The organism is Bradyrhizobium sp. HKCCYLRH2015, assembly GCF_051168215.1.
GTDB lineage: Bacteria > Pseudomonadota > Alphaproteobacteria > Rhizobiales > Xanthobacteraceae > Bradyrhizobium.
This window is the reverse complement of record NZ_JBNPUO010000001.1, coordinates 41,885-63,078: the sequence shown is the minus strand read 5'-3', so window position 1 is coordinate 63,078 and position 21,194 is coordinate 41,885. Positions and strand designations below refer to the sequence as shown.

Annotated in this window: 16 protein-coding genes; 4 read left to right on the top strand and 12 right to left on the bottom strand. The window is 66.6% G+C overall.

The features are described from left to right. Window positions 1-2: 2 nt before the first annotated feature. The 3 genes from ACQR1H_RS00275 to ACQR1H_RS00265 are packed head-to-tail and all read left to right on the top strand — an operon-like array spanning window position 3 to window position 3,615. Window positions 3-1,541, top strand: coding sequence for a class I adenylate-forming enzyme family protein (locus ACQR1H_RS00275; protein ID WP_434906953.1), 1,539 nt, complete (start codon window positions 3-5; stop codon window positions 1,539-1,541). Next, entirely contained in the window at window positions 1,538-2,632 is a 1,095-nt protein-coding gene (locus tag ACQR1H_RS00270; RefSeq protein ID WP_434906952.1) for an NAD/NADP octopine/nopaline dehydrogenase family protein, read from the top strand. Before ACQR1H_RS00275 ends, ACQR1H_RS00270 begins: the two co-directional genes overlap by 4 nt. Next, complete coding sequence (locus tag ACQR1H_RS00265) at window positions 2,629-3,615, top strand: 3-hydroxybutyryl-CoA dehydrogenase (protein ID WP_434906951.1); 987 nt, start codon at window positions 2,629-2,631, stop codon at window positions 3,613-3,615. Before ACQR1H_RS00270 ends, ACQR1H_RS00265 begins: the two co-directional genes overlap by 4 nt. A 1,041-nt stretch (window positions 3,616-4,656) precedes the next feature. Here the strand turns inward: ACQR1H_RS00265 and ACQR1H_RS00260 are convergent. From ACQR1H_RS00260 to ACQR1H_RS00235, 6 genes are all read right to left on the bottom strand, one after another. Continuing rightward, the gene (locus tag ACQR1H_RS00260; RefSeq protein WP_316238343.1) at window positions 4,657-5,703 is read right to left on the bottom strand and encodes a peptidase M29; all 1,047 of its coding nucleotides are present in this window, start codon (window positions 5,701-5,703) and stop codon (window positions 4,657-4,659) included. A 33-nt stretch (window positions 5,704-5,736) separates the two neighbouring features. Next, on the bottom strand, window positions 5,737-6,498 hold the full coding sequence (locus ACQR1H_RS00255) for an ABC transporter permease (RefSeq protein WP_315802410.1): 762 nt from the start codon (window positions 6,496-6,498) through the stop codon (window positions 5,737-5,739). Beyond that, window positions 6,495-7,271 carry an ABC transporter permease gene (locus tag ACQR1H_RS00250; RefSeq protein ID WP_315802409.1) on the bottom strand — a complete coding sequence of 259 codons (777 nt, stop codon included), beginning with the start codon at window positions 7,269-7,271 and terminating at the stop codon, window positions 6,495-6,497. The genes ACQR1H_RS00255 and ACQR1H_RS00250 overlap by 4 nt, the downstream gene beginning before the upstream one ends. Beyond that, on the bottom strand, window positions 7,268-8,113 hold the full coding sequence (locus ACQR1H_RS00245) for an ABC transporter ATP-binding protein (protein WP_315802408.1): 846 nt from the start codon (window positions 8,111-8,113) through the stop codon (window positions 7,268-7,270). Before ACQR1H_RS00245 ends, ACQR1H_RS00250 begins: the two co-directional genes overlap by 4 nt. Before the next feature lie 105 nt (window positions 8,114-8,218). Next, window positions 8,219-9,925, bottom strand: a complete 1,707-nt coding sequence (gene ilvD / locus ACQR1H_RS00240; RefSeq protein ID WP_434906950.1) for a dihydroxy-acid dehydratase — start codon at window positions 9,923-9,925, stop codon at window positions 8,219-8,221. A gap of 24 nt (window positions 9,926-9,949) precedes the next feature. Beyond that, entirely contained in the window at window positions 9,950-10,927 is a 978-nt protein-coding gene (locus ACQR1H_RS00235; protein ID WP_434906949.1) for an ABC transporter substrate-binding protein, read from the bottom strand. Window positions 10,928-11,217: 290 nt separating this feature from the next. On the opposite strand from ACQR1H_RS00235, the gene ACQR1H_RS00230 reads away from it, so the two are divergent. Then, window positions 11,218-11,568, top strand: coding sequence for a RidA family protein (locus tag ACQR1H_RS00230; RefSeq protein ID WP_315715601.1), 351 nt, complete (start codon window positions 11,218-11,220; stop codon window positions 11,566-11,568). 21 nt (window positions 11,569-11,589) lie between these two features. Here ACQR1H_RS00230 and ACQR1H_RS00225 read toward each other — a convergent pair whose 3' ends face one another. The 6 genes from ACQR1H_RS00225 to ACQR1H_RS00200 all read right to left on the bottom strand — a co-directional run bounded on the left by ACQR1H_RS00225 (window position 11,590) and on the right by ACQR1H_RS00200 (window position 20,829). After that, window positions 11,590-11,826: a hypothetical protein gene (locus ACQR1H_RS00225; RefSeq protein ID WP_434882180.1), complete on the bottom strand. Its 237-nt coding sequence runs from the start codon at window positions 11,824-11,826 to the stop codon at window positions 11,590-11,592. Window positions 11,827-11,939: 113 nt separating this feature from the next. Then, the gene (locus ACQR1H_RS00220) at window positions 11,940-13,316 is read right to left on the bottom strand and encodes a sigma-54-dependent transcriptional regulator (protein WP_434906948.1); all 1,377 of its coding nucleotides are present in this window, start codon (window positions 13,314-13,316) and stop codon (window positions 11,940-11,942) included. Window positions 13,317-13,328: 12 nt separating this feature from the next. Continuing rightward, a complete protein-coding gene (locus tag ACQR1H_RS00215) occupies window positions 13,329-15,131 on the bottom strand; it encodes a sensor histidine kinase (protein ID WP_434906947.1) in 1,803 nt (600 codons plus the stop codon). A 139-nt stretch (window positions 15,132-15,270) separates the two neighbouring features. Then, a complete protein-coding gene (locus ACQR1H_RS00210; RefSeq protein WP_434906946.1) occupies window positions 15,271-16,593 on the bottom strand; it encodes an NAD(P)/FAD-dependent oxidoreductase in 1,323 nt (440 codons plus the stop codon). A 291-nt stretch (window positions 16,594-16,884) separates the two neighbouring features. Then, the gene (locus tag ACQR1H_RS00205; RefSeq protein ID WP_315802402.1) at window positions 16,885-18,210 is read right to left on the bottom strand and encodes a dicarboxylate/amino acid:cation symporter; all 1,326 of its coding nucleotides are present in this window, start codon (window positions 18,208-18,210) and stop codon (window positions 16,885-16,887) included. 1,101 nt (window positions 18,211-19,311) lie between these two features. Continuing rightward, complete coding sequence (locus ACQR1H_RS00200) at window positions 19,312-20,829, bottom strand: Do family serine endopeptidase (RefSeq protein WP_434906945.1); 1,518 nt, start codon at window positions 20,827-20,829, stop codon at window positions 19,312-19,314. Between the last annotated feature and the right edge of the window lie 365 nt (window positions 20,830-21,194).

Below are 21,194 nucleotides of genomic sequence, written 5' to 3'. Positions count from 1 at the left end.
GCGTGGACCTCTGCAACCTGATCGAGCGCAATGCGGCGTTCACGCCGGACAAGCCGGCGATCCACTTCGAAGGCGCGACGCTGAGCTATGCCGATTTCAGCGCGCGCATCGCGCTGATGGCGCGCGCGCTGAAATCGGAGTTCGGCGTCGGGCGCGGCGACCGCGTCGCGATCCTGAGTCTCAACCGGCCGGACTATCTGGTCCTGCTCTATGCTTGCGCGCGGCTTGGCGCGATCCTGGTGCCGCTGAACTGGCGGCTTGCGGTGGCCGAGCAGGTCTTCATTCTTTCCGATGCCGCGGCCAAGGTGCTGGTGCTCGAGCAGGCGTTTGCGCCGGTGCTGCCGGCGCTAGCGGAGCAGCACCCGGAGACAGTGCCGGTCGGCATCGATTTCACGCCGGCTAACGGATTGCAGATCGACGATCTCCTAGCGCGTGGCCACGGCGACGATCGCAACCCGCACATCGATCTCTCCTGCCCGCTGCTGATCGTCTACACCTCGGGCACCACGGGCCGGCCGAAGGGCGCGGTGCTGCGGCAGGAGGCGCTGCTGTGGAACGGGGTGATGAGCCAGCACATGCATGGCCTGACCTCCGACGATCACGTGCTGACGGTGCTGCCGCTGTTCCATGTCGGCGGCCTCAACCTCCAGACCACGCCGGCGCTGCATCACGGCGCCACCGTCACGCTGCACGCCCGCTTCACCCCGGATTCGACGCTGGCCGCGATCGTCAACGACCGGCCGACATTGACCGTGCTGGTGCCTGCAACGATCCAGGCCGTCACCGAGCATCCGGGCTGGGCCGCCGCGAATCTGTCGTCGCTCAAGGCCGTCGCCACCGGCTCGAGCATCGTGCCGCCGGCGCTGATTGAGCGTATCACGGCGCGCGGCGTGCCGGTGCTGCAGGTCTACGGCTCGACCGAGACCTGTCCGATCGCGGTCTACACGCGGCTCGGCGGCGACCTCTCGCGCGCAGGCTCGACCGGCCTGCCCGGGCTGTGCTGCGAGGCCAAGATCATCGACAAAGACGGCGACGAGCTTCCGGCGGGCAAAGCGGGCGAGATCGCCGTGCGCGGGCCCAATCTGTTCTTCGAATATTGGGGCAACGCCAAAGCCACGCAGCAGGCGATCCATGACGGCTGGTACCGCACCGGCGACATCGCCCAGCGCGATGCGGAGGGGTACTTCTTCGTGCTCGAGCGCAAGAACAACATGATCATTTCGGGCGGCGAGAACGTCTATCCGGCCGAGATCGAGCGCGTGCTCAGCGAGCATCCCGACGTCGTCGACTGCGGCGTGATCGGCCGGCCCGATCCGCGCTGGGACGAGGTGCCGGTCGCCTTCGTGGTCAAGCGCCAGGGCTGCGCGCTTGAGGCCGAGACCCTGCGCGCGCATCTGCAGTCGCAGCTCGCGCGCTTCAAGGTGCCGCGGGACATCGTTTTCGTCGACGACCTGCCGCGCACCGCGCTCGGCAAGGTGCAGCACCATCTGCTGCGCCGGATCGATGACCCCGAAATAAGCGAGACGGAGACGCGCTCTTGAAAATTGCAGTGCTCGGCGGCGGCAACGGCTCCTTTGCAGCGGCAGGCGATTTCGCGCTGGGAGGTCACGAGGTCCGGCTGTGGCGCCGCGATGCGGACGCTGTCGCGCAGCATCGAGCGGCGGGCTCGACGATCGTCGTCAAGGACGTCAATGGCCGGCATGAGGCCAGGCTCGCGCTGGTCACGACCGACATCGGCGAGGCCGTCCATGGTGCCGAGCTGATCCTCTGCCCGGCGCCGGCCTTCGCACAGGCCGACATCGCGCGCCATCTGGCGCCGCATCTGACCGACGGCCAGGTCGTGTTCCTGCCGCCGGCGACCTTCGGCACCATGATCTTCGCGGCGGCCGCACGCGATGCCGGCAACAAAGCCAGTGTCAGCTACGCCGAGACCGGCACCCTGCCCTGGCTGACCCGCAAGCACGGCCCGTTCGAAGTGGCGATCACCATCCGCGCCAAGCGGCTGCCCGTCGGCGTGTTTCCTCTCAGGACGGCGGACCGCGCTCTCGCGGTGATCGGCCGCGCCTTCCCTGGCGTGATCGAGCCGTGCGGCGATGCTCTGTCGGGCGCACTGATGAATGCCGGCTGCATCATCCATCCGCCGCTGATCGTGATGAATGCAGGACCCATCGAGCACTTCGAACGCTGGGACATCCACAAGGAGGGCACGCAACCGTCGATCCGCCGCGTCACCGATGCGCTCGATGCAGAGCGGATCGCGGTGCGCGAAGCGCTCGGCTACGGCGCGCCGCATTTTCCGCTGGCGCATCACTACGCCAAGGAGGGCGAGATCTGGATGTATGGCCGCGGCTCGCACGATCGGCTCACCGATTCCGGCGACTGGCGCGAGCAGCTGGTGCTGACGCAGCACCGCTACATGCGCGAGGATCTCCGGCTCGGCCTGTCGTTCCTGATCTCGGCGGCCGAGCTGAGCGGCACGCCTGTGCCGCTTGCCCGCGCTTTCCTTGCCATCGGCGGCGCGATCTGCGGCGAGGATTTTTGGGCGACGGGACGCACGCTCGCCAGCCTCGGCCTTAGCGGTCTCGATCGGACCGCCCTGCAGGCGCTGTTGCGCGACGGGTTCGCGGCATGAGCACGCGCGGTCATATTGCCTGCCTCGGCGCCGGTCGCATGGGGCGCGGGATCGCGGTGGCTTTCGCCTATGCCGGCCATCCCGTGACGATGATCGACATCAAGGCGCGCACGGCGGCCGAGTTCGACAGGCTGCGGCGCGAGGCGCTCGGCGAGATCAGCGCGACGTTCGCCACCTTGACGCGGCTCGGGATGCTGCAGGCCGCGGATGCCGACAGACTGATGGCGAAGATCAGCGTGGCTCCGGCCGGCGCGAGCAGCGACGTGCTGGTGCAGACCACGCTCGTCTTCGAAGGCGTGCCGGAGATCGTCGACCTCAAGCGCGAGGTCTTGGCTGCGGCGTCGCGCGCGGTCGCGCCGGACGTGATCATCGCCTCGACGACGTCGACCATCCTGGTCGATGATCTCTCCGGTGCGGTCGAGCGGCCCGAGCGCTTTCTCAATGCCCATTGGCTCAACCCGGCCTATCTGATCCCGCTGGTCGAGATCTCGCCGGGCAAGGCCACAGATCCCGACGTCACGGCGCGGCTGAAGGCCCTGCTGGAAGACATCGGCAAGGTGCCGGTGGTCTGCGCGGCGACGCCGGGCTTCATCGTGCCGCGCATCCAGGCGCTCGCCATGAACGAGGCGGCGCGTATGGTCGGCGAAGGCGTCGCCAGCGCCGAGGAGATCGACAAGGCGATCCGCTACGGCTTCGGCTTCCGCTACGCCGTGCTCGGCCTGCTCGAATTCATCGACTGGGGCGGCGGCGACATCCTCTATTACGCGAGCCGCTATCTCGAAGGCGCGCTGGGTAGCGATCGCTACCGCGCGCCGGAGGTGATTGAGCGCAACATGGCGGAGGGCCGCATCGGCCTGCGCACCGGCTCGGGCTTCCTCGACTACTCCGGCATGGACGTCGCCGCCTATCGCGAGCAGCGGCTGGGAGCGCTGGTCGATATGCTCAGGCATTTCAAACTGGCCCGGCCACCGGTGGTGGATTGAGCGCGGCGAGTGCACGTGAATGCGCCCTCTCCCTTTGCGGGAGAGGGCATGTAGGACAGTGCGGCGAGCTCGGTTGGGTGAGGGGTATGTTTCCACGAGCTTTGCTCGCTGAGAGATACCCCTCACCCAATCGAGTGCGAGGATGGGCCGGCGATGCCCTCTCCCGCAAGGGGAGAGGACGCTGTATCGCGCAGCGAGGCGATGGGTGCGGTCGGATTCACGGTTCAAACAGCGATCGGCATGAGGGCGCAGTCTCGCGGCACATCATGCCCGAGGTATGCGATGAGTTCGTCCCTCTGGGAATGCAGAGGGCGCAGGGAATGCCGGGTGAAGGCCTCACCCATGGCCCGCCTGCGAAAAAAATGCAGGCGGCAGGTACCACAGGCAAAGCCGAACACGCCGGCATTCCCTGCGCGATGGGTCTAACGCTTATACGCAGTCTCCCTGGTGCGCCGGGCTTGTTGGCCACCATCACCGCGCGGCACTGAGGCCGACGCGACTTGATACCAGCGTCGGGGTATCAGGACGCTGCGACTTCACGTCCGCAAGCGATCGTTCGTCCGCGCCCTCGTAAGAAGACGCTGCGATCTCTCGCGGCCATCGCATCCCCACCTCGCGTGTCGTGACGATCGCGCGCAACGCCCCTCCGCAGTGAGGCGGGATGCAGAGAGAGAACCACGATTTCCGAAAAATAGCAATAGGATTATTTTTAACAGAAGAAGGGGATGATTCTGTCTCGGCGCTTGTCATTTGGGCCGGCCCGCCCCCCGTCATGACGGTGCGCTCCCCTCCCCCTTGCGGGGAGGGGGTGGGGGTGGGGGTCCTCGAGTTGTGCTTGGAGTGACGAGCGCAAGAGCCCTGCATCGATCAACCGATGGCGTGTTGCGGCCTACGCGTCTCACAGTGGAGGTTTGTGTACGAGCAGTTGCGCCCACAACGGAGTTCAGCGCATGGGGACCCCCACCCCCGCCCCCTCCCCGCAAGGGGGAGGGGAGCGCACTACCGCCGCGCCAGCAGCTCGCCAGTAGAATGCGAAGGACTCTACCCGAACACGTCCTGCAGCACGCCCTCCTTGATCACGGCGACGCCGTCCAGCTCGATCGTGGTGCCCATCATCGGCAGGTCGAAATGGCCCGCCGTGTAGCGGCCGGCGAATTCGTTGGCGCCGGTGGAGAACAGGAAGTTGCCGGGGACGGCGCGCAGCTCGGTGCCGTTGGTGTCGCGCTGGTCGTACATGGTCAGCGCCTCGTAGCGCGCGCCGGGATTCATGCCCCAGCCGACATGCGACACCGCATAGGCCTCGCGGTCGCCCCAGGAGGCGAGATAGGCGCGCATCATCGCGGCGTCGGCGCCCTCGCCTGCCAGGTCGGTGATGTAGTCGTCGCGCAGCGTCATCGTGACAGGCGATGAGAGATAGCGCTTGAAGGTGAGGTTGATGTCGCCCGGCGCCATGACGATGGTGCCGTTGACCGATTTGCTCTTGGGAAAGCTGACGACGATGCCGCCCGGCCAATGCGCCAGGGTGCCGGGACGATCGGTCCAGCCCCAGACGCCGACGGTCGAGGCGCCCTCCATGATGACGTCGAGATCGGTGCCGGCCTTCGAGGTCACGCGCATGCGTTTCGTGCCGCGCAGCATCTTGGCGGCGGCCCGCACGCGCTTCTCCAGCGCCGAGTCAGGCCGCATGCGCTCGAGCGCTTCCGGATGTTCATTGGAGATGACGAGAATGCGCGCGCCGGCTTTGAGGATCTCCGGCGTCTCCACCGCGTGCATCAGCCCTTCGATCGTGCAGTCGACGACGAAGCCCGCTTGCTGCAAGGCCGTCACGACAGGACCAAGCTTGCCGATCGCCTCCGACGCGCCGGTCGAGCGCACCGGCACCGGGTGGGGGTTGCGCGGGGTCGGCACCACGACGTGGAACGGACGCGCGCCCATGCGCAGCAGCGCCAGCTCGGCGATGTGCACATTGAGCGGGCGCGACTGCGTCTCCGACAGGATCGCGGCGGTGTCGCCGGTCTTCACGGCACAGCGCTCGAAGATCTCGCAGAATGCGTCGATCCATTTCGCCTCGATGCGATCCGCCAGCATGGTCGTTCTCCCGATTGTTGTTCGTTGTCTGTATCAGACCGAGGGGAAGCCGCGCAGCAGGTAAGCGCGCAGGCCCTGCAGCAGGGCGTTGAGAATGAGGCCCAGGAGCGAGATCGTGATCAGCGGCACGAACATGTCGACGGCCTGGAAGGTGCGCGCGGCGGTCACCAGCACATGGCCGAGCCCGTCGGTCGAGGTGATCATCTCGGCGAGGAACACGACGATGCAGGAGATCACGAGGCCGATGCGGCAGCCGGTCAGGATCGACGGCATCGCAGCCGGCAGCACCACCTTCCACAGCACGTCGCGCGGCGGCGTCCCGGCTGCGAGTGCCGACCAGATCAGCTTCTGCTCGACCGTGGTGGCGCCGTAATAGGTCGACAGCAGGATCGGAAACAGCGCATCCGCCGCCACCAGCATGATCTTGGATTCGTGGCCGAAGCCGAGCAGCAGCAGGAAGGCCGGATAGAGCGCGACCTTCGGCAGCGGCGCCAGCACGCGCACGATGGGCTTGACGGCGGCGTTGACGGGCGGGCTCACCGCAGCGGCAATTCCCAGGGAAACACCGAGCACCACGGCGATCGCAAAGCCGGCGAACAGCCGGAACAGCGTCGCCACGATGTCCTGCTGGAAGGTGACGCTCGAGAGCTGCTGACCCATGCGCAGGAACACCTGCCCCGGCGGCGGCAGCAGGGTCGGCGGCGCGTAGCCGAACGACACCAGCGCCTGCCACAGCAGCAGGACCAGCACGATCGGCGCGGCGCCCAGCAGGATGTCGTTGGAGGTGCGCGTCATGAGAAGCTCAAGGGCATGTCGAACTGCGGCTCGGACCAGCGAACCAGCCAGCGCCTGACGACCTCGAACGCCGCATCGAGGCAGATGCCCATGGCGCCGATGATGATGATCATCGCGAACACCGTGTCGTACTGGCCCATGTCGAGCGCGTTGAACAGGATGTTGCCGGCGCCGGACTGCCGCGCGATCATCTCGCTGGTGACCATCGTGATCAGCGCCAGCACCAGGCCCGTGCGGCAGCCGGTCAGGATCTCCGGCAAGGCCGCAGGCAGGACGATGCGCAGCAGACGCTCGGCCGGCGACAGACCCATCGCCGCTCCCGACCACAGCATCTTCTCCTCGACCGCCTTGGCGCCCTCGAAGCTGTGGTAGATCACCGGAAGGCTGACGCCGAGGAAGATCACCAGCGTCTTGGAAATGTCGCCGACGCCGAGCCATAGCATGATGATCGGCATCAGCGCCGCCTTCGGCACCGGGTAGATCAGCATCAGCAGCGGATTGAAGAAGGCGGCGGTCGACCGGCTGCGCCCCATCAGCAACCCGAGCGGAATCGAGAAGGCGAGCGCCAGCGCGAAGCCGATCGCCATCCGCCGCAGCGAGGCCAGGATGTTGATCAGGGATTCCTTGTCGGTGAGGATCGGCGGGATCGCGCGCAGCGATTCCAGCGCGGTCGGGAAGCTGTCGTTCTTCAGCCCGAGCGAGGCGAGCTGCCAGGCCAGGAGCAGACCGCAGCAAGCCAGCACCGGCGCGAGCGGCTTCGACAGTCCATTCATGACGGCAGCTCGTTGTCACCGGAATCGTCGAACATGCGCTCGATGTCGACGATGTATTTCTGATAGCGCGGGTCCAGCAGCAGCTCCTCGCGGCGGCGCGGCCGGGGCAGATCGATGTCGATCACCTCGCGGATGCGGCCGGGCGAGCGCGACATCATCACGACCTTGTCGGACAGGAACACGGCTTCCTCGACCGAGTGGGTCACGAACAGCACCGTCTTGCGGTCGCGCTCCCAGATGTCGAGCAGGTCGTTCTGCAGCCGCGTGCGCGTGTGCGCGTCGAGTGCGCCGAACGGCTCGTCCATCAGCAGCACCTCCGGCCCGTAGGCCAGCGTGCGCGCCAGCGCGACGCGCTGCTTCATGCCGCCGGAGAGCTCCTTGGGATAGAATTTTTCGAAGCCGGTGAGGCCGACCATGGCGAGCAACGTCCGCGCGAGCGCCTCGGCCTTCGCCGGCTTCTTGCCCTGCTGCAGCGGACCATACATAACGTTGCCGAGCACGCTCTTCCAGGGGAACAGCGCGAACTCCTGGAACACCGGGCCGCGATCGGGGCCGGGACCGGTGATCGGCTTGCCCTTCATCTTCGCGGTGCCGCTGGTCGGGCTGACGAAGCCGCCGACGATGTAGAGCAAGGTCGACTTGCCGCAGCCGGAGGGCCCGAGAATCGAGACGAAGGCGCCCTCGCCCACCGTCAGCGAAATGTCCGACAGCGCGGTGTGGTCGCGGCGCGACGAGGTCTTGAACACCTGCGACACGTGATCGATCTCGATGATCGGCGTGGCAGCGCGGCGGCCGAGCGGCGTGCCCGCAAGCTGGCCGGGTCGGATCGGGGTCACGCCCATGTCGGCTTCTCTTTCCGATGCAGCACGCTCAAACGCTCCGTGAAATCAGGCAAGACGGACTGCCGCAGATTAGCAAGAACCCTGCCAATCGTCGCGCTTCGCGGCTCATTCCTGCTCCTGGTCGAACCAGGGCCATTCGGCCGGCCCCTCGTGAGTCACGGCGCCGAGCGGTGCCTGCCCAACGAGTTTCGCGTATTTCGCCAGTGCCCCCGCCCTGTGCCGCGGCGGACGCTGCGACCACGCGCTGCGACGCGCGGCGAGCTCGCGCTCATCGAGCAGCACGTCGAGCGTGCGCGCCTTCGCATCGATGCGGATCGGATCGCCATCCTGCACCAGCGCCAGCGGACCGCCGACGAAGGCTTCCGGGGAGACGTAGCCGATGCACAGGCCACGGGTGGCTCCGGAGAAGCGGCCATCGGTGATCAGCGCGACCTTCTCGCCCATGCCCTGACCATAGATCAGCGCGGTGACACCGAGCATCTCGCGCATGCCGGGACCGCCGACCGGTCCTTCGTTGCGGATGATCAGCACCTCGCCGGCTTGATAGTTGCGCGCGCGCACGGCCGCGACGCAGGTCTCTTCGTCTTCGAACACCCGTGCACGGCCCTCGAACACCAGGTTCTTGAGGCCGGCAACCTTGATGACGGCGCCATCGGGCGCGAGGTTGCCCTTGAGCACGGCGACGCCACCGTCGGCCATGATCGGCCTGGCCGGGCTGAACACGATCTCGCCGTCCGGCGCGTTGGCCGCGCCGTATTCCTCGGCCAGCGTGCGGCCCGTCACCGTGAGGCAGGAGCCGTCGATGTGGCCGCTCTCGATCAGCGCGCGGATCACCACGGCGGCGCCGCCGATGTCGTAGACGTCCTTGGCGGTGTACTTGCCGCCCGGCCTGAGATTGCCGATCAGCGGCGTGCGCGCGAACACCTCGCCGACATCGTCGAGCGTGAAGCGGACGCCGGCCTCGTTGGCGATCGCCGGCAGATGCAGCGCCGCGTTGGTGGAGCCGCCGGTCGCCGCGACGATCGCCGCGCCGTTCTCCAGCGCCTTCCGGGTCACGAGGTCGCGCGGCAGCGGGCCGCCACGCGCGAGCATCTGCATGATCAGGCGTCCGGCCTGCCGCGCCACGTGGGCGCGCTCGGCATAAACGCCGGGGATCATCGAGACGTTGGGCATCGACAGGCCCATTGCCTCCGACAGCATGCCCATGGTGTTGGCGGTAAATTGCCCGGCGCAGGCGCCGATCGTCGGCAGGCAGGACCGCTCGATGCCTTCGAGCGTCTGTGCATCGATCTCGCCGGTCATGTAGCTGCCGACCGCTTCATACGAATCGAGCACCGTCAGCGTCCTGCCCTGGTACTTGCCGGGCAGCGCGCTGCCGCCATAGATGAAGATCGAGGGCACGTTGCAGCGGACCATGCCCATCATCACGCCGGGCAAGGTCTTGTCGCAGCCGCCGAAGCCGATCAGCGCATCATAGGCGAGGCCGTGGACCACGGCCTCGATCGAATCGGCGATCAGCTCGCGCGAGAACAGAGAGAACTTCATTCCCTCGTGGTTCATGCTGATGCCGTCGGAGACCGAGACGGTGGCGAACTCGCGCGGCGTGCCGCCGGCCTCCGAGATGCCCGTCTTCGCCGCGTCGACCTGGAAGTCGTGCGTCATGTTGCAGGGCGTCTGCTCGCCCTTCTGGCTGACGACACCGATCATCGGCTTGGCGATGTCGGCGTCATCCAGCCCCATCGCGCGCATGAAGGCGCGGTGCGGGGCGCGGTCGAGCCCCTCCACCGTCACGCGCGAGCGCAGCTTCCTCATCGACACGAGCTCCGCGCCAGCCGCCTACTGGATCGGCGCGACGATCGTCGGATGCTTGAACTGGGCGACGTCGAGCTTCGGCAGCATGCCGGTCTCGGCGTAGATGTCGAGCATCTTCTGGATCGCCGGGAAGTTCGGCGCGGCGACCGGGTCGCGGCCGAAATCATTGTCTTTCAGCAGATAGGTATCGATCACGGCGACCGGCGCCTTCATGACCTCCGACACCACCTTCAAGGTCTCGTCGCGGTTGGCGAGCGCCTTCTTCATGCCGGCGGTGATGTCGCGGACATAGGCCTTCACCAGCTCAGGGTTCTTGTCGACGAAATCGGCGCGGCAGGCCTCGAGGATGTGGACGATGTTCGGCATCGCCTCGGACAGCGAGAACAGCTTACGGGTGCCGCCCTTGGCCTCGGCGCGCGCTGCAAACGGCTGATTCATGTTGACGGCGTCGACACGGCCCTGGCGCAGCGCATCCTCCGACACCGCGAAACCGACCTCGACCAGCTTGATGTCCTTGGCGGGATCGAGCCCGGCCTTCTTCAAGAGCATGTTGAACGGCCCCTGCGTGCCGCCACCGATCACGGAGATGCCGACCGTCTTGCCCTTGAGATCGGCGATGGTCTTGATCGGCGAATCGTCCTTGACCGCCCAGTAGACCGAGAAGCCGCCCGGCTTCTCATAGACGTGCTGCGCGACGATGTAGGCCTTGAGGCCGCCGCCGACCACGCCGTTGGCGAGTGACAGCGGCGCCTGCGTCGCGCAGTCGAGCGCGCCGGCGGCGAGCGCCTGCGTCATCGGTGCCGTTCCTTGGAACTGGGTCCACTCGATGTTGTAGGTCTTGCCGATATCCGGAAATTCGGCGGGCCGCTTCATCATCCAGTATTTGGATTCTTCCGCCGGGATGGTCCAGCCGACGCGGATCGTCTGCTGTGCGAATGTCGGCCCCGCGCTCGTCACCAAAGTCATCGCCGCGAGTGCCGCCAGCATCGATCGTTTCCGCATCACGCCCCTCCGCATTTCAAAAAAAGGAACCTCGCGGAGAATGTTTCATGTCTCAAATATCTGTGCAAGCGCGGAAAACGCCCCGCCCTTGCCTGCCCCATGGGCATGCCCGCTTTGCAGCGCGACAAGGCCGGATCATCGTGAGGCGCCGCGGTCCGTGTGCCGCAGCGCTGTCGACAACGCAAGGTCGCACGCTCCAGGGTGGCGAGGGTGGCCGGTCAGCCGACTGGCGTTGCCGCGCCGCACGCGCTAGGGAGAGGCCCCGAATTGACCTTTTGAGGAGTTCTTCGATGTCGATCCAGCGTTTCGAAATTGGCCCGCGCATGAGCCAGGTCGTCGTTCACGGCAATACCGTCTATCTCGCCGGCGTCGTCGCGCAGAAGACCGCCGGTGAAAGCGTCACCAAGCAGACCGAGGAGATTCTCTCGATCATCGACGGCCACCTCGCCAAGGCCGGCACCGACAAGTCGAAGCTGTTGTCGGCGACGATCTACCTCACCGACATCAAGACGTTCGGCGAAATGAACGCCGTGTGGGATGGCTGGGTCTCGGCCGGCAACACCCCGGCCCGCGCCACTGTCGAGGCTGGCCTTGCCGCGCCGCAATACACCGTCGAGATCATGGTGATCGCGGCGAAGTAAGTCGCAGCGGCCGCCGCGGCGCTATTCGGTATCGCGGCGGCCGGTGTTGCGATTGAGCGGATCACGCCGCTCGCGCATGAGCCCTTCGGGAAGCACCGGCTCGGTGCCTGGCAACGGCTCGGCGCGCACGTCGGCGCCCCACTGCTCCTGCTGGCGGGGCGTCGTTTCGTCCTTGACCTGCGGCGACTGCGGCAGACCGTCCTTGCTGACGGGGTCGTAGGCGCCGGAGCGCAGGTCGCGGGTGTCTCTGCCTGTCATGATGTTTCAACAAGCGTGCTGCGGCATTCGTTCCTGATCGCCGGCATGGAACGAGGCCTTCCTGCCTCAGGTGAGCGCAGTGGTCGGCGTCGACGGTGGCGATGCGGCCGCGGTCAGGACTGCGGCCGCAGCGGCGCGCCCTCGCGGATGCCGTCGACCTTGACGGCGAGCCGCTTGATCTTGTCGTAGAGCGTCTGCTTCGGAATGCTCAGCAGCGCGGCGGTCGCCGGCACGTCGCCGAGCTTGCGGCGCAACGCATCCTCGATGATCGAGCGCTCGATGTTCTCCAACTGCCGTGGCAGCGACAGTTCCGAGGCTGCGGCGCCCGAGCGGTCGAGGACCTTGCGGTCGAGCACGCCGAGCACGAAGCGGTCGGCGACGTTGCGCAGCTCGCGCACATTGCCCGGCCATGAGTAGCCGAGCAGCAGCGACATGGTCTGCTCGTTCACGATCGGCGCGTCGCGCTCGAACCGCTTGGCGGCCTCGAGGGTGAAGTGCTCGAACAGGATCGGGATGTCCTCGCGGCGTTCGCGCAACGGAGGCAGCTCGATGAAGGCGACGCCGAGACGATAATACAGGTCGGCGCGGAACAGCTTCTGCTCGCTGAGCTCGAACAGATTGGCCTTGCTGGCCGCCACCACGCGGCAATCCACCGCCACAGGCTTGTTGGAGCCGACGCGCTCGACCGAGCGGTCCTGCAACGCCCGCAGCAGCTTCACCTGCACGCTGAGCGGCATGCTCTCGATTTCGTCGAGGAACAGCGTGCCGCCATGGGCGTATTCGATCTTGCCGATCCGCTGCTTGGTCGCGCCGGTGAAGGCGCCGGCCTCGTGGCCGAACAATTCGCTCTCGACCAGCGACTCCGGCAGGCCGCCGCAATTCACCGCGACATAGTTGCCGCCGCGCCGGGCACTGTGGGCGTGGAGACAACGGGCGACGACGTCCTTGCCGGTGCCGGTCTCGCCATAGATCGTCACGTCGACATTGGTCGAGGCCAGATTGGCGACGAGGCGGCGCACCTCCTGGATCTGCGGCGAGCGCCCGAGCAGGCTCGCTTCGATGCCCTGGCGGTCGGCGAGCGCCGAGCGCAAGGTGCGGACTTCGAGCGTCAGGTGCCGCTTGTCGAGCGCGCGGCGCACGACGGAGACGAGCTGCTCCGACGAACAGGGCTTCTCGATGAAGTCGTAGGCGCCGTTGCGCATCGCGTCCACGGCCATCGAGATGTCGCCGTGGCCGGTGACCAGGATGACCGGCAGGTCCGGATCGAGCCGTTGCAATTCGGACAGCCACTCCGTGCCGCTCTTGCCGCGCAGCCGCACGTCGGAGACCACCACGAACGGCATGTCGGCGCGAACGATGCCGCCGGCGGCTTCGGCGGAGGCGAACGGCGTCACCGGGAGCCCGGCGAGCTGCAGCGCCTGGACGGCGCCGATGCGGACATCCTCATCGTCCTCGACATAGATCACGCCGACCGGTTGCTCAGGAGTCATGCGGGGACCTCTTCAATCGGCCAGCGGCAGCAGCACGATGAACTCGGCGCCGGCCGGCTCGAGATTCCGCGCCCGCAGCTCGCCGCCGAATGACCGTGCGATGTGGTTGGCGATGACGAGCCCAAGCCCGAGGCCCTTGCCGGCCGGCTTGGTCGTGACGAAGGGCTCGAACAGGTGCGGCAGGACATCGGCGGCGATCACCGGGCCGCTGTTGGCGATGGCGATACGGCACTGCCCCTCCTCACGCACGGCGTGGATGTGGATGGACTTCCGCGCGGCGCCCTCGACGGCATCGAGCGCGTTGGCGACGATGTTGCAGAGCAGTTGCTCGAGCCGGATCTGATCGGCCCTGACATGAAGCTCGGGCGCGAGATCGATGGTCACGTCGACATGGCCGTCTTTCACCCGCGCGCCGAGGATCTTGAACGTCTCGGACAGCGCCTGCTCGACCGCGACCGCATCGAGCGGCGCGTTCGATTTGTAGGCGAACACGCGCAACTGGCCGGTCAGGCGCGCGAGACGGCGGACCAGCTCGCCGATGCGGATGAGATTGCCGCGGGCCTCGCCGATCATGCCGCGATCGACGAATTGCACGGCATTGTCGGAGGCGGTCTGCAGCGCCGCGAGCGGCTGGTTGATCTCGTGCACCATGCCCGCCGACATCTGGCCGAGCACGGCGAGCTTGCCGGCATGGACGAGTTCGTCCTGCGCCGCGCGCAATTCGGCGGTGCGCTCCTGCACCCGCATTTCCAGCCTGTCATTGGCGGCCTGCAGCGCGGCCTGGCTCGCCAGCCGCTGCCGGATCTCGCGGCGTCGCTGCGCCAGCAGGCCGAACGCCAGCAGCGCCACGATGCTGGCGAGACCCGAGAGCGTGCCGATGATCAAGGCCGTCCGCCGGATCGGCGCCTCGTCGTCGAGCAGCAGCAGCTGCCATTGCCGCCCGTTGAGCGGATGCTCGTCGACGCTGTAGACCGCGCCACGCTCGGTCGCGACCTGACCGCCGCGATCGGTCCTCTCCATGAAGGTCCAGCCGAGCGGCGCAAGGCTGGAACTGCCATAGGGCTTCGACGTCGCGATTTCCTCGAGCGCATCCACCGAGAGCGGCGTCAGCGGGCGGAAGCGCCATTCGTCGCGCGAGGCGAGAATGGTGACGCCGCGGGCGTCGACCAGAAGCATGTCGGCACCGCGGTTGCGCCATTCGCGCTCGAAGGCATCGAGATTGACCTTGACGACGGCGACGCCGATCGTCCGTCCCTGTTGCTTGACGGCATAGGACAGGTAATAGCCGGCGCGCGCGCTGGTGATGCCGATGCCGAAGAACGCGCCGCGGCCGGTCGCCAGCGCCTGGCGCATATAAGGCCGGTAGGACAGGTTGCTGCCGACCGGCGTGCCCGGCTGGTCGAAATCGGCGGCGGCGATCGCATCACCGGCGACGGTGAGGACATAGAGGTTGTCGGCGCCGGCCAGCAGATTGATCGACTTCAGATGCAGGCTGACGCTCTGCTGCAGCGCGCGATCGTCCGGCGTGCCGAGCAGCCGGAAGACATCGGGCGAGGTCTCCAGCAGCGACGGCAGATATTCGAAGCGCGAGAGGTAGCCGTCGAGCTGCGCGGCCTCGACCGCCAGCCGCTGCTGGGCCGTGGCGTGCCGCTGATCGAGCCCGCGGGAAAAGGCAATGGCATAGCCGAACCAGGCCGCAACGCCGACCAGCGCAGCCGCCATCACTCCGCGAACGACCAAGCCCGCGCGCCTGCGGACCACCGCAGTGACGTCGGGATGTCGCTCGAGGCCGATCCGGAATGGAAGGTCCGTCATTCCCTTTTCCAGGCCCATCGCTCCCAGGCCCATGCACCGGGCCGCGCCTGCCGTATCCGCAATTGTTCTGCAAGTCTAAGGCCTTGCCGGGCCATAGGCGACAACAAAATCGGCCACGCCGGCGCCCTGGGCACCCTCGTCAGTGCAGCTTGACGTGCGGCTCGGTGCGGCGGGTGATCAGCCGCGCCAGCGTGTCCAGGGTCACCTTGGCGAAGCCGTGCAGCGCGTATTCGTGCATCTTGTAGAGCGACAGATACATCATCCGCGCGAACAGGCCTTCGAACACCAGATTGCCGCCGACCAGCGCGCCCATCATCGAGCCGACGGTGCTGAACTCGCCGAGCGACACCAGCGAGCCGAAATCGTGATAGCGGTAGTCCGCCAGCGGCTCGCCCCTGATGAAGCGCGGGATCTGCTTGTAGAGGTGCGAGGCCTGCTGATGCGCGGCCTGCGCCCGCGGCGGCACGTTGCCGCGCTCGCCCCAGGAGCAGGCCGAGCAGTCGCCGATCGCGAAGACGCGCTCGTCGCGCGTGGTCTGCAGGGTCTGCCTCACCACGAGCTGGTTGATGCGGTTGGTCTCCAGCCCCGCGATGTCCTTCAGGAAGTCGGGCGCCTTGACGCCCGCGGCCCAGACGATCAGCTCGGCCGGGATGACACGGCCGTCGGCGAGGCTCACTTTGTCGGGCCCGACCTCGGCGACCTTGGCGCCGACCAGCACCTCGACGCCGAGCCTTGCGAGCAGCTTCTCGGTCTCGCGCGACACCCGCTCGGGCAAGGCCGGCAACACCCGGCCCGCGGCTTCGATCAGCGTGATCCGGATGTCCTTCTCGGCGTCGACCTGGTCGAGACCATAGGCCACCACCTCGCGGGTCGTCCGATGCAGCTCGGCGGCCAGCTCGACGCCGGTCGCGCCGGCGCCGATGATCGCCACCTTGAGCTGGTGCGGGGCGATCGGCGACGACTGCGAGTGGGCGCGGATGCAGGCGTTGACCATGCGCTCGTGGAAACGCCGGGCGTCGTGCTGCGATTCCAGCTTGATCGCGTGGTCGACGACACCGGGCGTGCCGAAATCATTGTTCTGGCTGCCGATGGCCATGACGAGCACGTCATAGGGGATGGTCCGCCGCGGCGTGACCTCGCGCCCCTCCGCATCGAGATAGGGCGCCACCAGCACCTCGCGCTTGTCGCGGTCGAGGCCGATCATGTCGCCGATGCGGTAGTGGAAGCCGTGCCAATAGGCCTGGGCGAGATAGTCAACCTCATGCGCCGAGAGGTCCATGCTGCCCGCGGCGATCTCGTGCAGCTTCGGCTTCCAGACATGGGTGCGGTTGCGCTCGACCAGGGTGACGTCGAGCTTCCCCTTGCGGCCGTATCCGTCTCCGAGCCGGGTCGCGAGCTCCAGGCCGCCGGCACCGCCGCCGACGATCACGATGCGAGGAACACCAGACTGCGCGACGGCCATCATCCAACCTCCCCAAGGGTGACCGCGCCGCGACGGAGGGACTGCGATGTCACTCCGGTTGCGTCATCACGTCGGAATGCGCGGCCTTGCGGCGCCAGGCAGGATGCCTCCACGGTGAGCCCCTGCCCGCTGCCACCCTAGCAGATTATCCGAGATGTTGGCGGCATCGCGATTGGGCTTGACCGACTGATGCGCCGGCCCCTGACGATGACGAAGCGGGCATGCCACATTTTGGCACGACGGCGCCACTGACGCTGGAATGCGACAGCAGCGCCACCCGCGACCGCAGGCCTATCCCGTCGTGACGGCGACCTCGACATCGGCCGGATCGATATCGCGATCGAGCGCGATGCGCAGCTTGTCGCGATCCAGCTCGCCTTCCCACCACGCCACGATCACGCAGGCGACGCCGTTGCCGCACAGGTTGGTCAGGGCGCGGCATTCGCTCATGAACTTGTCGATGCCGAGCACGATTGCCATGCCGGGAACGAGCTCCGGCCGCACGGCCGCAAGTGTTCCGGCCAGGGTGATGAAGCCTGCGCCGGTGATGCCCGAGGCACCCTTCGAGGTCAGCATCGCAACCAGCAGGATCGTGATCTGCTCGCCGAAGGAGAGGTGGACGTTCATCGCCTGCGCAATGAACAGCGTCGCCAGCGTCATGTAGATGTTGGTGCCGTCGAGATTGAACGAGTAGCCGGTCGGAACCACCAGGCCGACGACCGGCTTGGAGCAGCCGAGCCGCTCCAGCTTCTCCATCATCTGCGGCAGCGCGCTCTCGGACGACGAGGTGCCGAGCACGATCAGCAGCTCGTCCTTGATGTATTTGAGGAACTTGAAGATCGAGAACCCGGCGATGCGGGCGATGATGCCGAGCACGATCACGACGAAAGCGATCGCCGTGAGATAGAAGGTCGCGATCAGGCCGGCGAGGTTGCCGAGCGCCTGCGGCCCATAGCGGCCGATGGTGAAGGCCATGGCGCCGAAGGCGCCGATCGGAGCGGCCTTCACCACGAGAGCGATGACGCCGAAGATTGCGTGCGCGGCGTCGTCGACGAAGGCGCGCATCGTGTGGCCGCGCTCGCCGAGCGCCATCAGCGAGATGCCGAACAGGATCGAGAACAGCAGCACCTGCAGGATCTCGCCCTGCGCGAACGCCCCGACCACCGTGTCCGGGATGATGTGAAGCACGAAGTCGACCGACTTCATCTCGCTCGCCTGCTTGGCGTAGTTGGCGACGGCGGCGGCGCCGGCGTTGCTCTGGCCCTGGAACCCCGCCCCAGGCTGGATGAAATTGCCGACGATGAGCCCGAGCGCGAGCGCGAAGGTCGAGACGATCTCGAAATAGATCAGTGCCTTGACGGCGACGCGCCCGACCTTCTTCACCTCGGAGACATGCGCGATGCCCGACACGACGGTGCAGAAGATGACCGGCGCGATCACCATCTTGATCAGCTTGACGAAGCCGTCGCCCAGCGCCTTGATCCATTCGTTCCTGCCGAGCTCGGGCCAGAGCCAGCCGACGACGACACCGAGCACGATCGCGAACAGGACCTGCACATAGAGGATCCGGTAGAACGGCTTCTGCGGCGCCGCGGCCGCTGTGATGGTTGCAGACATCGTATCTTCTCTCCCTGATCTTACTCGGTCTATCTCTCTGGCCTGCCTAGGACCCGCTTCCGCGCCGGCTCCATTGCGTGCCGGGGCCACGTCGCGCGTCTGGACGCGGGCCGCGCGAGGCGGACCCGCTAAGCTGCGCAGTCGGGATCGCCTGTCACCGGGTCTCAGGTGAGGAATGAGCTGTAGGCTGGCATCCGGACGTCCCCTCGCATCTGTTGTTCTGGAGCTGGCGCTCGTTTGGCGGCTCAGTAAGCAGCAATCGTGCCAGCCGAACGGTGCGGCGTGAGGCATCTGCATGTCCTTCAGTTTGCTGCGATTTGTGAACCATCACTCCCGCCGGGCCAGGGCCCTCGCGGCGCCGCGTCTGGACTTTCGGAAAATGGCCCCGGCCGGCGCCCGAAGAACCGGACGGGCCGGCACGCCGTGGCCCGACCGGCCCCGCCGGTGATCACGAGCAGGTATCGCCCGTCCGCGATGAGGTTCGGTCCGCGTGGTCGTGCTCGACGAAGCCACAACAAGATCGATCAGCCCGGGCCGCCAGACTCCTTGGGCCAAAGCGGCGCGATCCAGCCCAGCGATTATTCCTTTGTCAGATCGGTCTCGGGTTGGGAACGCACATTTCCTGCGGATATCTTTCCGCATGGAGGTGAACTGATCGTTCTAAGTCGGTGCGGGTGTCGAAGCGCAGGTCGATGGCAAGGCGATGGATGCTGTCGAGAAGTCGTGCGACGAGTGCGTTTCCCATGACCAGGCGTGTTCCGTGTGTCGCCGATCCGGTCCATCGCATAGCGGGTGAGAAGACCGAGGACATGCCTCAATGGTCCAGCGAGGTGGACCGGATGCGCCGCGAACAGGACGCCCGTCTTCCGCTCGAGAAAGTCGAGAACGATCGGGCCGGCCTTGAGGAACATGTCCACTTGAGGAACATGTCCACGCGTCGCTTGGTCGCGCGCCGGCCGCCTCAACGATTTTGCGGAGTCGCCCCTCGCCGAGACGTCGGATCGACACGGAGCCCGCCACATGTCCGTCGTTCATCCCGCAAACGCGTGGCCTGCCGCCGGCGATCGGGAGAGCACCGGCAGCAGGCTCCGTCTCCGCGCTTCAGCCGATCGGGACCGCAACAAAATGGGTATTGGCGGCGGACTTGACCCGCATCAGCACGTCGCGCTTGCCGGCGGACCTTGCCTGCGACAATGCATTGCGCAGTTCGGCGACGGTGCCGACGGTCCTGCCGCCGACATCGAGAATCACATCACCGGACTGCATACCGTGCTCCGCCGCCGGGCCGTCGGGATCCACGGCGGTGACCACGACACCCTTGTTTCCGGCGCCCGCCACGTCCTCTGCGGGCGCGACTGACAGACCGAGATGTGGCACGCCGCGAGCCGAGCCGTTGTCGTGATCGTCGGAACTGGCCTGCTTCTCCTGCTGGTTCGGCATGTTCGCAAGCGTCACAGCGATGGTCCGGAACTCACCCTTGCGAAGGATGTCGAGCTTTGCAGAGCTTCCGGGGGCCATCGCCGAAATCCGGCCCGCCAGGGCGCGCGAGTCCTTGATGGCTTCACCGTTGACGGCCGTAATGACGTCGCCAGGTTCAATCCCGGCTTTCGCCGCCGGCGTATCCGGCTTTGCTTCGTCGACCAGCGCGCCCGCGGCGTTCTTCATGCCGAGGCCTTCTGCGATGCCTGCGGTCACCGGCTGGACCTGCACGCCGAGCCAGCCCCGGGTCACCACGCCCTTGTCCTTAAGCTGGGCAACGATCATCTTGACCGTCGGCGCAGGTATATCGAAGCCGATTCCGACCGAGCCGCCTGTGGGCGAATAGATCGCGGTGTTGACGCCGATAACATTGCCGTTGGTATCGAAGGTGGGACCGCCCGAATTGCCCTTGTTGATCGGCGCGTCGATCTGGATGTAGTTGTCATAGGGGCTTGAGCTGAGCTCGCGGCCTTCCGCCGAGACGATGCCCGCCGTGACGGTGCCCCCGAGGCCATAGGGATTGCCGACCGCCACGACCCAGTCACCGACGCGCGGCGTTTTGCTGTCCAGGTTGACATAGGTGAAGTCCGACTTGCCTTCGACCTTGATCAGCGCGACGTCGGTCTTCGGGTCGGTCCCAATGACTTTGGCGGTGTAGGTCTTGCCGTCGTCGGTGGTGACCTGCACCGACTTCGCGTGGTCCACGACATGGTTGTTGGTCACCGCGTAGCCGTCGGCCGAGATGAAGAATCCGGAGCCAACTCCCGTAATCAACTGGTGGCGACGCATCTTGCCTTGCGGGCCGTCGGCGAATCCGTATTGGCGGAAGAACTTCTCGAACGGGGTTCCCTGCATGAACGGCTCCCCGTTCGGCCCAGGCATGTCGGTCTCGTCACCTTCGTCGACACTGACGCGGACGGAGATCACCGCGGGCCTGACCTTGGCGACCAGATCGGCGAAGCCGGTGGGGCCCTGCTCGCCCTGGGAAGGCGCCGCCGCCCATGCCTGATCGATCAGGCGGCCATAGCCGAGCGGTCCCGACAGCGCGATCGCCGAACCGATCACGGCAGCCGATCCGAGCAGAGTCAGGCGCCGCGCGGGCATGATCCTGCGGCGAGGTTGTTGATTGCTGTCCGACATGGATTGTCTCCTTCGAGATGTTGCGCCTTACGGCGTTGCACGAAGGAGTAACGCTGGTCAGATTACTACGTCCTGTCCGACGAATTAATTCATCCTGTCGGCGAGATGAATTCGTAGTAAGGCGGCATGCGCTGCCGAAGCACAGAAAGATGAACTGTTCGGCAGCGATCGCCCGGCGGACTGCCGCGTTCGGCATAGAAAGGCTCTTAGGTGAAGTGGAGCGATCGATGGCCAAAGATGCAACATCGCCAACGGCCGCCGCAGCTTGGCGCGATTCAAATGGAAGACTGCGAGAGGTGGGCGCCGATCATTCAGGCCGCCGGGCTCGCAGGCAAATAGCCGATGCCATTTGGAGTGACTTGGGC

Bases quoted from the DNA above. Each gene is read 5' to 3' on its own strand.
- ACQR1H_RS00265 (WP_434906951.1), top strand. From the start codon at position 2,629: ATGAGCACGCGCGGTCATATTGCCTGCCTCGGCGCCGGTCGCATGGGG.
- ACQR1H_RS00260 (WP_316238343.1), bottom strand. From the start codon at position 5,703: ATGCTGGCGGATCGCATCGAGGCGAAATGGATCGACGCATTCTGCGAG.
- ACQR1H_RS00255 (WP_315802410.1), bottom strand. From the start codon at position 6,498: ATGACGCGCACCTCCAACGACATCCTGCTGGGCGCCGCGCCGATCGTG.
- ACQR1H_RS00250 (WP_315802409.1), bottom strand. From the start codon at position 7,271: ATGAATGGACTGTCGAAGCCGCTCGCGCCGGTGCTGGCTTGCTGCGGT.
- ACQR1H_RS00245 (WP_315802408.1), bottom strand. From the start codon at position 8,113: ATGGGCGTGACCCCGATCCGACCCGGCCAGCTTGCGGGCACGCCGCTC.
- ilvD (WP_434906950.1), bottom strand. From the start codon at position 9,925: ATGAGGAAGCTGCGCTCGCGCGTGACGGTGGAGGGGCTCGACCGCGCC.
- ACQR1H_RS00235 (WP_434906949.1), bottom strand. From the start codon at position 10,927: ATGCGGAAACGATCGATGCTGGCGGCACTCGCGGCGATGACTTTGGTG.
- ACQR1H_RS00230 (WP_315715601.1), top strand. From the start codon at position 11,218: ATGTCGATCCAGCGTTTCGAAATTGGCCCGCGCATGAGCCAGGTCGTC.
- ACQR1H_RS00225 (WP_434882180.1), bottom strand. From the start codon at position 11,826: ATGACAGGCAGAGACACCCGCGACCTGCGCTCCGGCGCCTACGACCCC.
- ACQR1H_RS00220 (WP_434906948.1), bottom strand. From the start codon at position 13,316: ATGACTCCTGAGCAACCGGTCGGCGTGATCTATGTCGAGGACGATGAG.
- ACQR1H_RS00215 (WP_434906947.1), bottom strand. From the start codon at position 15,131: ATGACGGACCTTCCATTCCGGATCGGCCTCGAGCGACATCCCGACGTC.
- ACQR1H_RS00210 (WP_434906946.1), bottom strand. From the start codon at position 16,593: ATGGCCGTCGCGCAGTCTGGTGTTCCTCGCATCGTGATCGTCGGCGGC.
- ACQR1H_RS00205 (WP_315802402.1), bottom strand. From the start codon at position 18,210: ATGTCTGCAACCATCACAGCGGCCGCGGCGCCGCAGAAGCCGTTCTAC.
- ACQR1H_RS00200 (WP_434906945.1), bottom strand. From the start codon at position 20,829: ATGTCGGACAGCAATCAACAACCTCGCCGCAGGATCATGCCCGCGCGG.